Consider the following 13,897-nt stretch of genomic DNA (forward strand, 5'->3'; position numbering starts at 1 on the left):
ATTCTATAGTCTTTTTTATATACAACCATTTTACGCGGCTTAAGCAAGGAAAATTCAGAATTGTTTGGGTGACTGGCACTATAGTAAGAAAAAAGCAGCATAAATTGTTGGTACAATGATTATGCTAAGAAGGCGAAATTTGATGTAAGGTCTGACAGAAAGTTTGGCTGATTTTGCAATAACAAAAATTTGTAAATGAATACTTATGCTTTGCATTGTCAACATTATGACAACGAGTAATGATAAATACGGGAAATCAGAAAACTCAGTAACCGTCATTTTTAATCCGTTTGTTACTTCAAGAATCGCGGCGATTGCAAGCTCAACTGTTTGTGGAATAGCAGGTAACATTTTATCTAATCCTTGTTGTAATATGGTTTGAATGGTTGTGAAAAAAATGATGGTTGTGCCAACTAATAGAATGGTTGGTGCCGTTTCTTTTATGCTCTCTGAAAATGGGGCTGTATATAAGACGGTATTGTGTACAGAAATGGTAGGAGGGTCGGTTTTACGAAATAAAAAATAACCAACTACTAAGCAACAAATATTAAAACTATGTAGTAAACATAAAAACAGCCAACCAAACGTATTACTGTTTAATAAATCAAGGCTGACAAAACCTAGTACGAAAAGAGGGCTTGGGGCATGACAAACGGCAAGTAAAAAGTTCGCCTCTTTTAGGTGTAATTGTCCACTATTTTTTAAATAGACAATAGTTGTGGCTCCTGTCGGGTATCCACCAAGTGCGCTAATAAGATAGGCTTGTACGTATAGAGAAATTCGTTTTGTTTTTGCACGCATAGGAGCGGTTAAACGAAGTAACCATTGCGTTAAAATAAGATAAGGCAATAAATAAGGGAATAACGCCTCCATAAAAAGATTTAATCCTAAATCGGTACCACTATGAGCAGTTTGTGGGAACAACAAGAGTAATAGGATAAGAAGTATGCAGAGCGCTATTTGAATTGTCGCAAACATGATATCATCTCGTTTCAACTTTTTGTCATTCACATAGGCAAATGCTAAAATCAATATATGTAAAAAAGGCAAAAACATGAACTAATAGTTTTGCGTGCGTCTTAGGAGGTGTCCATTCGATGAAGAAAAAAATTGGTCTTTATGCAGTGTTTTTAGTCGCGCTTTGTTTTTTTATGTTATACCGACTAGACGCGTATATTATGAAGCCTGGAAGTGCATACGATGTTAGTAAATTTGTCACTGTCGCCAATAATCATTCTGATGAGGCGGGTTCGATGAGTTTAATGACAGTTGCTATGCAACAAGCTACACCGTTTTCGTATCTCTGGGCGAAAACACAAAAATATGAAAAAATAATGGATATTAAACAAGTAAGAAATCCATTAGAGGATGACGAGGAATATAATGTTCGTCAACTGAAATTAATGTCAGATTCTCAATTCAATGCAAAATATGTAGCTTTTCAAAGAGCGGGCCTAGAGGCGAAAATACATTTCAATGGCGTATTTGTATTAAATGTTTTAGATGGTGGCGCTTCAGATGGATTATTAAAAGCTGGGGATGAAATAACGAAAGTGGATGGTATCGAAATTACGAATCAACAAATGCTTGTGGAGCTTTTATCCAAAAAACAACTCGGCGATAAAGTGACGATTCAGTTTTTACGCGATAAAAAGGAACAACAAGAAACCATTGCCTTGAAAGAAATTCCGCAAGCAGAGGAAAAGCGAGCTGGGTTAGGGATTACTTATGCGGAGAGTAAATCGATTGAAACTAATCCAAATGTTACGATGAAAACCGAAGATATTGGCGGACCTTCCGCGGGGCTTATGTTTACACTAGAAATATTAAATCAATTAATCGATGAGGATTTAACAAAAGGCTATGCTGTGGCTGGAACTGGTGAAATGTTAATCGATGGTTCTGTTGGGCGTATTGGTGGTATTGACTACAAAATTATTGCAGCCGATCGTGACGGTATGGAAATATTTTTTGCACCTGATGATGAGATTACACCTGAAATGAAAGCGAAATATCCTGAGTTAGAATCGAACTATGCGACGGCTGTCAAAACGGCTAAAGAAATTGGGACGAAAATGAAAATTGTCCCTGTGAAAACAGTCGATGATGCGATTGCTTATTTAAAACAGCTAGCACCAAAATAATGTGATATTTTAACTTGTCAAACTGAAAAAGTGTTAGATTGCTGACAATCAATCTAACACTTTTTACTATGTTGTCGATGTCCGCAACGACGATGCTATCAGCTTGGCATAGGATAGCCGTAACTATCGCTGTTGCGTCTAATATTATGTGCTGTTCTCGCAGAAGTCATTGTCTTAAGCTATCAGCAACTAGGGCGCGCATTAAAGGGCATTAGCGTAATAATGAGAGATGCCCTTATTATTATATAAAAAGTGATACTCCAGTCCCCTCCAAGGAGCTTAAGGCGTCCTCTCCCACGGTAGTAGCTATCAATATTGATAAGTTAGGCCGCTCGTTAAAATCGTATCGGCGGCATTTGATAATCTTTTGGTAATGTAGCCTGCTGTGCGCCTAGTTCAATACTAGAACTATAAACTTCAGCAGCATGTATATCTACTGCTAGCATCGCATCATTCGTAGAGGCAACTCGGCTTATTAAAGGCAATGTGAAATCCTTTTTATGTACGCCTAAGTAAGCTTGCCCTTTTGTACTCATACCGAGTAAGCGAATTGTTGAAGGCGCTTGAAAGCTTTTTAGCTGCTCTTTTGTAAAACCAGTATAAATATGTGTTAGCATGCGTTGTAGACGTGTCCATGTATAGCGTTTAGATTTAATTTTCTCCATAAAACTGCTAAAGGAGTTACTTGTTTTAGCTGCTTTTAGTAGCGCATGTTCAATACCTTCTGTAACTTCTGCATAGCGTGTTAACTCGCTTGCACTATGTCTTATAAGGGTAAACTGTAAGAGCGGCCAAAAAGCCTCCCAACTAGCGAATTTCTTGTATTGTAAAATCCAATCTTGTAAATAATGAAAAGATGCATCCGGCAGTACTTCTTGCACACTTTGTAAAGATCCTGTCGAAGCGAGCGCTTTGCGAATTCCCGTTGCGCTTGCTATCGATGCCCCCTCCTGTAGTGCATCGTGATATCCTGCTGCTATACGAGGAATGGTTAAAGGCTTAATTTTGCTCCCTAACATCATAGCTGCTTCAATATAATGGAATCCGAGTATGTTGTTCGGTTGTGCTAAATCAATGTATGGTGCAGGGAACTTTTGAGAAAGCTGTTCATAGGCGTAATGTAAGCTTTTAGGATAGCTAACACCTGTTTGCACACTTTCTTTAATAAGCGAGTTGTATTCAGTACGGTGTTGAGAAATTAACTGATAGGTGTTCAAAAAGGGCTGAATGGAACCATCTTCACTACCAAAGGCAAATGCATCACAGCGGATTGCCGACAATAATGAAATCGCCCCCTTTGCGAAATCAGTTGCAGGTGCGGTACTATAGACATACGGTAGCTCAATAACAATATCCACACCGCTAGCGAGTGCCATTTTTGTACGTGTCCATTTATCTACCATGGCAGGTTCACCGCGCTGCAAAAATGTCCCGCTCATCACAGCGATTGCTATATCCGCTTGCGCTACTTTTTTTGCCTGTTCCAAATGATAAGCATGTCCATTATGAAAAGGATTGTATTCAACAACAATGCCGACTGCTTTCACATGTAAAACCCCTTTATTTATATTTTTCTCGCATCTTGATTTTGACCAGTCAAGATGCTACAAATAGTGTTACAGTGCCTCTATCTGAAATTTTGCTTATAGCTACTGATGATTTACTGTCGGTTACGACAAGAGGCTAAATACAAATTAGATGTACTTAATTATAGGTGGGTTTTCGAGTGGTGACAAGAAATTATCTTGACATCTATTTTTACACATTATATAATCAACAGTGTTGTCTCGAGGTGATTAAACGAATGAAATGGTCAATTCATCAATTATCTAAATACCGTCAAGACGGAATGCCGATCGATACCTATGTCCAATTGGATGAGGTGATGGAGCGAAACCAGGATATTCGAGCAATTTCGCCCGTTCATGTAAAAGGGCTATGTACATTCGGTGCATCGCAAATGACTTGTCAGCTAACTGTGACAGCAACGTTAACACTACCTTGTGCTCGCACATGGGAAGATGTTGAGTTTCCTATCGAAGTTGAGACAGTTGAAATATTCAGCTGGATTGACGAAGAAAAAAGAGGGGAAGATGACGGTGATATTCACTATCTTGATGGTGAAGTAATCGACATGAAGCCAGTTATTGAGGAGCTAGTGCTTCTTGAGGTACCATTGCAAGTATTCAAAGAGAATACCGAAGGACAAGTGCAAGGTGGTAAAAATTGGTCTTACGCAACAGATGAAGACGTGGCGCTTCACAAAAAAACTGACGAACCAAAAGTGGATCCAAGACTAGCTGCTTTAGCTAAGTATTTTGATCAAACAGACGAATAGACGATCTGTAAGGAGGTGCCATCAATGGCTGTACCATTTAGAAGAACTTCTAAAACTGCAAAAAGAAAGCGTCGTACGCATTTCAAACTATCTGTACCTGGTATGGTAGCTTGCCCAAACTGTGGTGAAGCAAAATTATCACACCGTGTTTGCAAAGCTTGCGGACAATACAAAGGTAAAGAAGTAGTAAGCAAATAATACAGTGTTTGCTCACTTAAAAGGCTAGTAAAGAGACCATGGCTCTTTACTAGCCTTTTTGTTTGCTTGAAATAACAGAATTTTTCATAAATATTTTAAATTTATATAGTGCTATAACAATAGTGTGATACAATTTATTTAGCTTGCTTCAGTGAGGTTTCGAACGATTGCTGAATAAGTGATAAGGTATTAGCAAACGTTATACATTTTCAGAGGGTCTTTTCAAGTGGGCTCCGATTTAGCCGACGTATAATGGATGGGGACAAAGGGGGAACTATAGTGGCTTATAGTATTGATAATCAAGATGGGATCATGACATTTACCATAAACCGTGAAGAAAAGCGTAATGCTGTGAATGATGAGGTAATGAATGGTCTTCGAGAAGTAATTACATATATACAAAATCATGACGATGTGCGTTTTTTAGTCGTGACAGGAGCGGGGGAAAAATCTTTTTGTTCAGGAGGGGATTTATCAGAATTTCATTCTCTTGAAACTGAAGATGAAGCCTTTGGAATGTTAAGTAAGATGGGGGAAATCTTATATGATCTTGCTACATTACCAGTACCGACGATAGCACTGATTAATGGGACTGCTGTAGGCGGTGGCTGCGAGATTGCCACTGCTTGTGATTTTCGTTTAGTGGCTAGCCATGCTAAATGTGGCTTTATTCAAGGGACATTAGCAATTACAAGTGGCTGGGGTGGTGGAACCTACTTATTTGAACGAGGTTTACGCCATGACCGAGCAATGAAGATGCTAGTGGATGCAAAGCCATATCCGGCTGATTTACTATATGAGATTGGTTGGGCAATGCGTGTATTTGAAGGATCGAAGGAACTTGCTTTGAATGAGTTTATTGAACATATGCGCAAAATACATCCTTCCGTGCACAAAGCGTATAAAGAAATTGAACTTCGTAAATGGCGAGAGCGTAATATGTATGAGCGCGTTATGGAGGAAGTTCGCACATGTGCAAAATTATGGGAAAGTGAAGCGCATCACGAGGCAGTTAATAATTTTCTAACAAAAAAGAACAGTAAGTAGTGTATAGTGGCAGTGATTAGCTCGAAACATAATCACTGTCTTTTTTCGTCCTGTGATTCTATTTTGCCTGGTAACGCATATAGTAGTAAAAAATGTGAGGGTGATAGATTATGGAACTGAAAAAAAGAAAAGATCAATGGACAAAGGAAGACGATGAAAGATTAGCAGAAATTGTCTTGCATAATGTGCAAAACGGTAAAACGCAGTTAGAGGCATTTGAAATGGCTGCTAATGAGCTTGGGCGTACAAAACAAGCATGTGGTTTTCGTTGGAATAAAACATTACGTGGGCAATATAGTCAATCGCTTTTAGCTGTTCGCAATCAACCTCAACAATCTATGCGAAGCCATTTAAAATTAGCGTTAACGAGTTTTGATGAATTAACGGAAGCTTATCAAAATCTTGAAATTAAACATCGTGAATTACAAAACGAGCATGAAAAGCTAGTGAAATGGTTACAGCAAGGTTATTCGTTAATGAAAGATTAACATTTTGAAAGAAAAATGCCTATTAGTAGAGATGGCTGATTAGCGACAGTACTTATAAGAAAATGAAGCTAAAGAAATCAAGGTGTAAACGCAAATGTTGACTATATGTTTACCTTCATTGTATGAAAACAACCATTATTGTATCGTAATTACCAACCAATCTTGTATAATAGAAACACCTGCAAAGGAGGTGTCTCAGAGGTATTTCTGAGGCACCTCCTTCTATAGCGTAAGGCAAAGTAATGATTGTGTTATGATAGGACGAGTGTAGTAAATGTTGGAAAAGTGTTGATTGGCTTTGTCAATTTAGGCTGTTTAAAAGTTTGCTTTTACTGTTAGATAGCCTCTTTTCATTAAGTGGAGGTGGCGAACATTGTGAATGTAGTAGTTATTGGAGCTGGAGCAGTAGGCCAGCTAATGGCTAGTTTCCTGGCAGAAGCTCATATGCACGTAACGTTAGTGGTGAGAAGACAGGAACAAGCACATGAACTTCAATTAAAGCGCTTAACGAGGGTTCAGTTAGATGGAACGCAGACAGTGCATCAAATTGCTTCTACAGTAGAGTTGAAGACGATATCGAAACCCGATTTGATTATAATAGCAGTTAAATATCGGCAACTACAAAATATTTATAAACAATTATTAGATGTTCCAAAAGAAGTGCCATTGCTATTTGTGCAAAATGGTTTAGCGCATTTCGATGAAGCTTTACGTTTACCGCAGCAAACGATAGCCTTTTGCTCGGTTTCTTTTGGTGCCCAAATAATTAATCTAACTACAGTCCAGCATAGAGGGATGGGTCTGTGTAAAATAGGGATAGCGCGTGGGAACGATGGAATATTTCATCAGTTGCTACAGATGCAAAATCCTTTATGCCCAATAGAAATGGTTGAAAATGCCGAACAAATGCTTTTTGAAAAAGCTGTATTGAACTGTCTGATTAATCCATTAACGGCTATATTGCAAATCAAGAATGGTGAGTTATTAACAAATAAGCATGCGTTCTTTTTAATGCATACCATATATCAAGAGTTAGCAGAGGCCTTTGTAGACATGCAACAGACAATTCCATTTTCAGCAGTAATAACTTTGTGTGAAAAAACAGGGAAGAATACATCCTCGATGCTAGCTGATCGCATGCAGGGTAGAAAAAGCGAAGTTGACACGATTGTAGGGGCAGTTTTACAAAAAGCTTCAGCAAACGGTTATTCTTTACCTACTTTGCGAACTTTATATCACCAAGTTCTAGCGATGGAAGAGAGCGGTGAACAATATTGAAAGATATTTTACATATAGTCATAAGTGTTATTATTTTTTGTCCAATTCTGTTATTTGTAATTGTCTATGCTGTTAGTCGAAAGGTTAATATTAGAGGCACTCATGCATTTGGTGCCGCATCAGATGTCACGACGTTTTGGCTGTTTTTTTCTGTGCCATTGGCAATTGGTGCGCTGTGGGGAGTGAATGTGGGAGCTCTTTTAGTCATGCTAGCAATTGTGCTAGCGATTGTTTTTACATATGTTGATTGGCGTACGAAAAAGGAAATTGAAGTGAGGCCGCTATTGCGAAAAATTTGGCGTTTTTTATTTTTAGTACTTAGTACAGCGTATCTTTTAATTTGTCTAGTCGGTATGATTCAATCTGTTGTAGAATATTTACAATCTGTATAAGCATTTTCTTTTCATGTTGAAGACAGAAGGGGTAAAATAATAGCATTAAAAAATGTTTACAAGGAATACGATGATTTAGTGAGTAGAGGAGTTTGTGTTAAATGAAACTGGAGTCAATCCAAGTACCCGTAAAAAATCGTGTGCTAGCAGATTATTGGTCGCCAAATACTGCCATTCATGAGTTTTTTGAATATGAATACAATGATAAGTCGTTTGAAATGCGAGCGGAATATTTAGAACAGCGAGCAGGTGATCAAAAAGAGTTAACAGCAATAATTCGTCAGTTTATGGAGCCACTTGGCTTATCAGATAAAACGAATGAGCATTTGCAACAACTAGAGCAAGGAGCTGTTGCAGTTGTCGGTGGGCAACAAGCGGGTGTACTAACTGGCCCTCTTTACTCAGTTCATAAAGCAATTTCGGTCATAACATTAGCAAAAGAGCAAAGTGAAAAGCTTAAACGAGCAGTTGTACCGATTTTTTGGATTGCTGGGGAAGATCATGACTTAGAGGAAATTAACCATACATTTACAATGCGCGATACGGATATAAAAAAGCGTGCGTATGGTGAGCGTTCAAGAAGAAAAACAATGGCTTCGACTACAAACTTAAACAAAGAAGCGATGACCCAATTAATTAATACGATCATCAAGGACTTTGGTGAAACAGCGCACACTGAAAGGTTGTTCAATCAACTTTTGGATGCGTTGAACGAGAGTGAAACATTTACTGATTTCTTTGCACGACTAATGAATACGCTGTTCAAAGACGAAGGTCTTCTAATGATTGATGCAGCCGATGTGAAATTCCGTCAATATGAACGTAACCATTTTGTTCAGCTCATTCATCATAGTAAAGAAATTGCAAGACTAGTAACAGAAAAAGAAGCTGCGTTGGACAGAGCGGGTTATGGTAAGCCGATATTAGCAACTGAAGATGCAGCTAATTTGTTCTATGTTAAAGATGGAGAGCGCTTTTTATTAGAAAGACGACAACATCAATTTGTTAATTTAGCAGCAAATATTAAACTTTCGCAAGAAGAGCTTTTAACGATGGCACAGCAACATCCAGAGAATTTGAGTAATAATGTTGTTACGCGTCCGTTAATGCAGGAAATGACGATACCAGTATTAGCATTTGTTGGTGGACCTGGTGAGCTTGCATACTGGGCGACATTAAAGGATGCGTTTGCTGTATTAGGTTTACAAATGCCAATTTTTGCGCCACGTCTTAATATTACGATTATTACGCGCCATGTAGATCAACTATTACGTGAATATCATTTAACGGTTGAAGATATATGGAATGGTAAAGCAATCGCTTTAAAGGAGCAATTTATTGCTGAAGTGCAAGATGCTGAAGCGAAGCGTCAAATTTTAGACATGCAACAACTGCTTTTAGAAAAATACGCTACACTTGAGCGCTATTTTGCAGAACAACAAATATCATTAGATAAAATACTTGAAAAAAACAAGAAAATCATGTTAGACAGTTTGAGTATTTACAACAAAAAGTAGAACAAACAGTGCTAAGTAAGCATGAAACGACTATTCGAAAATTTATGACACTTCAAAATGAGCTGTATCCAAATGATGGGTTCCAAGAGCGTTCTTATAATCCGTATCAATATATAAATGAGTTTGGACCTACGTTAATTGAAGAAATGTTGAAGAAAACATACAATATTGGAAATCACCACTATTTCCTTTATTTGTAATATCACAAACGTATGCCTTTAGGGCTATTAAAAGCTAGGGTGTAAACGTAGATTTGAAGGAATCTGTCGGTTTTGCAGGAAAAAAGAGAGCTATCCTACTAAGGGTAGTTCTTTTTTTATGCCCTTTAGCACAAAATGAAAATTTGTCTAAAGGTCTAAACACACATATGAGATGAAATTGTCAAGTTTTTTTTAAAAAAAGTGGAGGAAAGTGGGGCGATGTGGTACATTATTTAATAAAGTGGGGTGACTAGCATGTTCATGGGAGAATATCAACACTCTGTTGACGCGAAAGGACGATTAATCGTGCCCGCAAAATTTCGTGAAGCCTTAGGTGAAACCTTTGTTGTGACACGCGGACTTGATAATTGTTTGTTTGGCTATCCTATGGATGAATGGCGAAAACTCGAAGAAAAATTAAAAGGTTTACCGATGACAAAGAAAGATACTCGTGCTTTTGCGAGGTTCTTCTTTTCAGGTGCGACGGAAGTAGAAATAGACAAGCAAGGTCGTATTAATATTCCTTCAACACTTATGCAACATGCTCATTTAATAAAAGAATGTGTTGTGCTAGGTGTCTCGAATCGAATTGAGATATGGGCAAAAGATGCTTGGGAAACTTATTTTGCGGAGTCTGAACAATCTTTTAATGAAATTGCAGAAAATATGATTGGCTTTGATTTTTAATTTTTGTATTAGACGTGAAAACGTCAACTGAAAAGGTTAAGGCCTGAGGGGAGCGATTGGTATGTTCGATCATACAACCGTGCTATTAAAAGAAACTGTTGATGGGTTGAACATCGATCCTGATGGTGTATATGTGGACTGTACGCTTGGTGGAGCAGGACACAGTGAATATTTAGTACAACAATTATCTGATAAAGGTCGTCTCATTTGTTTTGACCAAGATACGACGGCTATTGAAAATGCGAAAATTCGATTAGCTGCTTATTTAGAGCGTGTTACATTTGTTCATTCGAATTTCCGTTATTTAAAAGAAGAGCTACTAGCACTTGGTATACAAGAAGTAGATGGCATTTTATATGATTTAGGCGTTTCTTCTCCGCAATTAGATACGCCAGAGCGTGGTTTTAGCTATCATCATGATGCACCACTCGATATGCGCATGGATCAGACGGCAGCGCTTACAGCATATCATGTCGTGAATGACTGGGCATACGAAGATTTAGTTCGTATTTTCTTCCGTTATGGGGAAGAAAAATTTTCGAAGCAAGTTGCTCGTAAAATTGAAGAGGCTCGTAAAACAGCTCCAATTGAAACAACAGGACAGCTTGTAGAACTTATTAAAGAGGGTATACCAGCAGCGGCTCGCCGTAAAGGTGGACATCCTGCGAAGCGCATATTTCAAGCAATTCGAATTGCTGTGAATGACGAGCTAGGCGCAGCGGAGGATTCGTTAGTCGATGCGATTGATATGATTAATGTAGGTGGCCGTATTAGTGTTATTACTTTCCATTCATTGGAAGACCGCCTATGCAAGACTATTTTTAAAGAAGCGTCATCTTTACCGGAATTACCACCAAATTTACCTGTAATTCCTGATGACATGAAGCCAACTTTAAAGCTTATATCTAGAAAGCCGATTCTACCTTCTGAGGAAGAATTAGCAGTTAACAATCGAGCTCGTTCAGCGAAGCTTAGAGTGGTGGAGAAAATTAACGACAAAGGGCGTGAGTAAATGGCAGCAGTACGTGTAAGGCAGCACCAACAGCAACATGTGCAACAACCGATAACACCACCTAGTCCACAACCCACTATCATACGTCGTAAAAAAACGAACCAGAAGTTTGAAAAAATGATGCTACTAGCTTTAGTAAGTATCATCATGGTATTGTCAGTGTTAGTTTTGAATAATCAAGCAGCGATTCAAACGACAAGCATGGACATTCAAAAAATCGAAGCAGAAGCAGATGAGATTGCAAAACAGAATGTTGACTTAACAGTTCGTGTAAGTGAACTTTCTACATACGAAAATATATGGAAAAAAGCAAAAGAACTCGGTTTAACTCAAAATGAGAAAAATGTAAAGGTAGTGCCGGGAGAATGAAAAAAAAGAGATTTCGATTCCAATGGGGAGCCTTTCTATTACTAGTTTTTTATGGAGGGCTCTTTTTTCTATTATTCACGCGAATGATTACATTACAGGCGACAGGTGAAGCAGAAGGACAAGCGCTCGCTGCAAAAGCAGCGGCTAAATATAACAAAGAAAGTGCAATCACAGCAAACCGAGGCAAAATTTTTGATAGAAATGGACAAGTTATAGCTGAAGATACGCTTAGTTATCGACTAATTGCCGTAGTTAGTGATAAGGCTACTACAGATGAAAAGAGACCCCATCATGTTGTAGACCCTGAAAAAACGGCAGAAATCTTAAGTGAATATATCAAAATGGATAAAGAGGATATTTATAAAAGGCTAACGAAGCTCCGCAGTGATGGAACTTTGCCATATCAGGTGGAGTTTGGTGTGGCAGGTAGAGGCATTAACCATGAAGTCATGAGCAAAATTAAAGAAGAAAAATTACCTGGGATATTGTTTGTTAGCGATTTAAAACGCTATTATCCGAATGGTGTTTTTGCTTCACATTTAATTGGTTTTGCTCTGAAACAGGACAATAAGGACGGCACCGTAACGACGAAAGGGAAAATGGGGTTAGAACTTACCTATGATAAGGAGTTAACGGGTGTTAATGGCAAAGTAAAATATCAAACCGATGCCTTTAGTTACTTATTACCAAACAGTGAAAAAATGGTGACACCTGCAAAAGATGGCGATAATATCTTTTTAACAATTGATAAGACAATTCAAAGTTTCGTAGAGGATGCTATGACGCAAGTTGAGAAAGAATATAATCCCGAGTCAATGATTGTCGTTGTAGCTGAACCGAAAACAGGGAAAATATTAGCGATGTCACAGCGTCCAACTTTTAATCCAGATACACGTGAAAGTACGAATATGAAATGGCTTAATGCTGTGATTGAAGAAACCATTGAACCAGGTTCGACGATGAAGACGTTCACACTTGCTTCTGCCATCGATACAGGTAAATGGTTACCATCTGAAAAATATATGTCTGGGCAATATACAGTGTATGACCGTACAATTCGAGATCATAACCAAGTAGGTTGGGGGAAAATCTCGTATTTACAAGGTTTCCAACGTTCATCTAATACAGCAATGGCCCATTTATTAAAAAGCATTGGTGATGATGTATTTGTTGATTACTTAGGTAAATTCGGTTTTGGTAAGAAAACAGGCATTGATTTACCGAATGAAGCAACGGGTACGATTTTATCGAAATATCCTATTCAACGCGTGACAACGACTTATGGACAAGGTTCAACCGTGACACCGATACAGCTAATCCAAGCGATGACAGCGATTGCGAATGACGGTAAGATGATGCAGCCGTATGTTATCGATAAGATTGTAGATTCATCAACTGGTGAAATTATCCAACAACATGAGCCGGAAGAAAAAGGTCAACCAGTGTCAGCAGATACAGCAAAACAAGTACGTGAAATTCTTGCTTCGACATTAACATCAGAGTTTGGGACAGCGAAGGACTTTATCCTCGATGAATACCAAGTAGCTGGTAAAACGGGTACAGCCCAGATACCAAAGGCAAACGGAACCTATTCATGGGGAGCCAATCAGTTCTTGTATTCATTCCTAGGAATGGCGCCATATGATGATCCGCAACTCATTATGTATGTGTCGGTGGAAAAACCAAAGCTTAAAGGTGAGCTAGGTTCTGTACCAGTTTCCAAAATATTTAAGCCAGTTATGCAAAATAGTTTAAAACATTTAAATATTAGCCCTGCTGATGTTCAGCATGTCAATCATACAGCTATACAAGATTATACTGGTCAGCATGCAGAAGCTATTCAAGTTGAACTGGCAAACGATGGATTAAATCCAGTAATTGTTGGAGCTGGAGGAGAAGTTTTAGAACAATATCCGAAAAGTGGACAAAAACTTGTCAAAGGTAGTTTTGTCTTTTTGAAAACAGCAGGGGATATTGCATTGCCAAACTTTACAAACTGGTCATTACGTAATCTATTAGTTTTTAAATCCATGTCAGGTCTAGAAATTGAAGTTGTTGGAGAGGGCTTTGCAGTCAGTCAAAGTGTATCTGCAGGTACCGTAATTTCAGATAGTGCGCCAATTGTAGTGAAGTTAAAAACACCTGCTGAAAGCTTTGTACAAGATGTTGAAGCGCCGTCTGAAGGAGAAATTGAACAGGTAGATGATGAATAGCCATTGAATAGAAG

Annotated in this window: 13 protein-coding genes and 1 pseudogene; 12 read left to right on the forward strand and 2 right to left on the reverse strand. The window is 38.3% G+C overall.

Annotation, left to right across the window (positions count from 1 at the left end; all coding sequences use genetic code 11):
• Positions 1-78: 78 nt before the first annotated feature.
• Positions 79-978 carry a hypothetical protein gene (locus T479_RS04260; protein WP_227665412.1) on the reverse strand — a complete coding sequence of 300 codons (900 nt, stop codon included), beginning with the start codon at positions 976-978 and terminating at the stop codon, positions 79-81.
• Positions 979-1,097: 119 nt separating this feature from the next.
• On the opposite strand from T479_RS04260, the gene T479_RS04265 reads away from it, so the two are divergent.
• Positions 1,098-2,144: a SepM family pheromone-processing serine protease gene (locus T479_RS04265; protein WP_024362156.1), complete on the forward strand. Its 1,047-nt coding sequence runs from the start codon at positions 1,098-1,100 to the stop codon at positions 2,142-2,144.
• A gap of 335 nt (positions 2,145-2,479) precedes the next feature.
• Here the strand turns inward: T479_RS04265 and T479_RS04270 are convergent, their stop codons facing one another.
• Positions 2,480-3,691 carry a nucleotidyltransferase gene (locus tag T479_RS04270; RefSeq protein ID WP_024362155.1) on the reverse strand — a complete coding sequence of 404 codons (1,212 nt, stop codon included), beginning with the start codon at positions 3,689-3,691 and terminating at the stop codon, positions 2,480-2,482.
• A 257-nt stretch (positions 3,692-3,948) separates the two neighbouring features.
• On the opposite strand from T479_RS04270, the gene T479_RS04275 reads away from it, so the two are divergent.
• The 11 genes and pseudogenes from T479_RS04275 (at position 3,949) to T479_RS04325 (ending at position 13,883) form a co-directional block, all read left to right on the forward strand.
• Positions 3,949-4,482 carry a YceD family protein gene (locus T479_RS04275; RefSeq protein WP_024362154.1) on the forward strand — a complete coding sequence of 178 codons (534 nt, stop codon included), beginning with the start codon at positions 3,949-3,951 and terminating at the stop codon, positions 4,480-4,482.
• Between the two features lie 24 nt (positions 4,483-4,506).
• Entirely contained in the window at positions 4,507-4,680 is a 174-nt protein-coding gene (rpmF, locus tag T479_RS04280) for a 50S ribosomal protein L32 (RefSeq protein WP_010858320.1), read from the forward strand.
• 279 nt (positions 4,681-4,959) lie between these two features.
• Positions 4,960-5,727 carry an enoyl-CoA hydratase/isomerase family protein gene (locus tag T479_RS04285; RefSeq protein WP_024362153.1) on the forward strand — a complete coding sequence of 256 codons (768 nt, stop codon included), beginning with the start codon at positions 4,960-4,962 and terminating at the stop codon, positions 5,725-5,727.
• A 110-nt stretch (positions 5,728-5,837) separates the two neighbouring features.
• Positions 5,838-6,215: a transcriptional regulator gene (locus T479_RS04290; RefSeq protein WP_024362152.1), complete on the forward strand. Its 378-nt coding sequence runs from the start codon at positions 5,838-5,840 to the stop codon at positions 6,213-6,215.
• A gap of 375 nt (positions 6,216-6,590) precedes the next feature.
• Complete coding sequence (locus T479_RS04295) at positions 6,591-7,493, forward strand: ketopantoate reductase family protein (RefSeq protein ID WP_024362151.1); 903 nt, start codon at positions 6,591-6,593, stop codon at positions 7,491-7,493.
• Entirely contained in the window at positions 7,490-7,885 is a 396-nt protein-coding gene (locus tag T479_RS04300) for a DUF3397 domain-containing protein (RefSeq protein WP_024362150.1), read from the forward strand. The genes T479_RS04295 and T479_RS04300 overlap by 4 nt, the downstream gene beginning before the upstream one ends.
• A 101-nt stretch (positions 7,886-7,986) precedes the next feature.
• Positions 7,987-9,602, forward strand: a pseudogene (gene bshC / locus T479_RS04305) (bacillithiol biosynthesis cysteine-adding enzyme BshC).
• Between the two features lie 255 nt (positions 9,603-9,857).
• Positions 9,858-10,289 (forward strand): division/cell wall cluster transcriptional repressor MraZ, encoded by a 432-nt coding sequence (mraZ, locus tag T479_RS04310; RefSeq protein ID WP_024362148.1) that lies wholly within the window; start codon positions 9,858-9,860, stop codon positions 10,287-10,289.
• A gap of 61 nt (positions 10,290-10,350) precedes the next feature.
• Positions 10,351-11,301 (forward strand): 16S rRNA (cytosine(1402)-N(4))-methyltransferase RsmH, encoded by a 951-nt coding sequence (gene rsmH, locus T479_RS04315; RefSeq protein ID WP_024362147.1) that lies wholly within the window; start codon positions 10,351-10,353, stop codon positions 11,299-11,301.
• The gene (ftsL, locus tag T479_RS04320) at positions 11,302-11,670 is read left to right on the forward strand and encodes a cell division protein FtsL (protein ID WP_025218750.1); all 369 of its coding nucleotides are present in this window, start codon (positions 11,302-11,304) and stop codon (positions 11,668-11,670) included.
• Complete coding sequence (locus tag T479_RS04325) at positions 11,667-13,883, forward strand: penicillin-binding protein (RefSeq protein ID WP_025218751.1); 2,217 nt, start codon at positions 11,667-11,669, stop codon at positions 13,881-13,883. Before ftsL ends, T479_RS04325 begins: the two co-directional genes overlap by 4 nt.
• Positions 13,884-13,897 lie beyond the last annotated feature (14 nt).

This window comes from Lysinibacillus sphaericus (assembly GCF_000600105.1).
In the GTDB taxonomy this organism is placed as follows: Bacteria; Bacillota; Bacilli; order Bacillales_A; family Planococcaceae; genus Lysinibacillus; species Lysinibacillus sphaericus.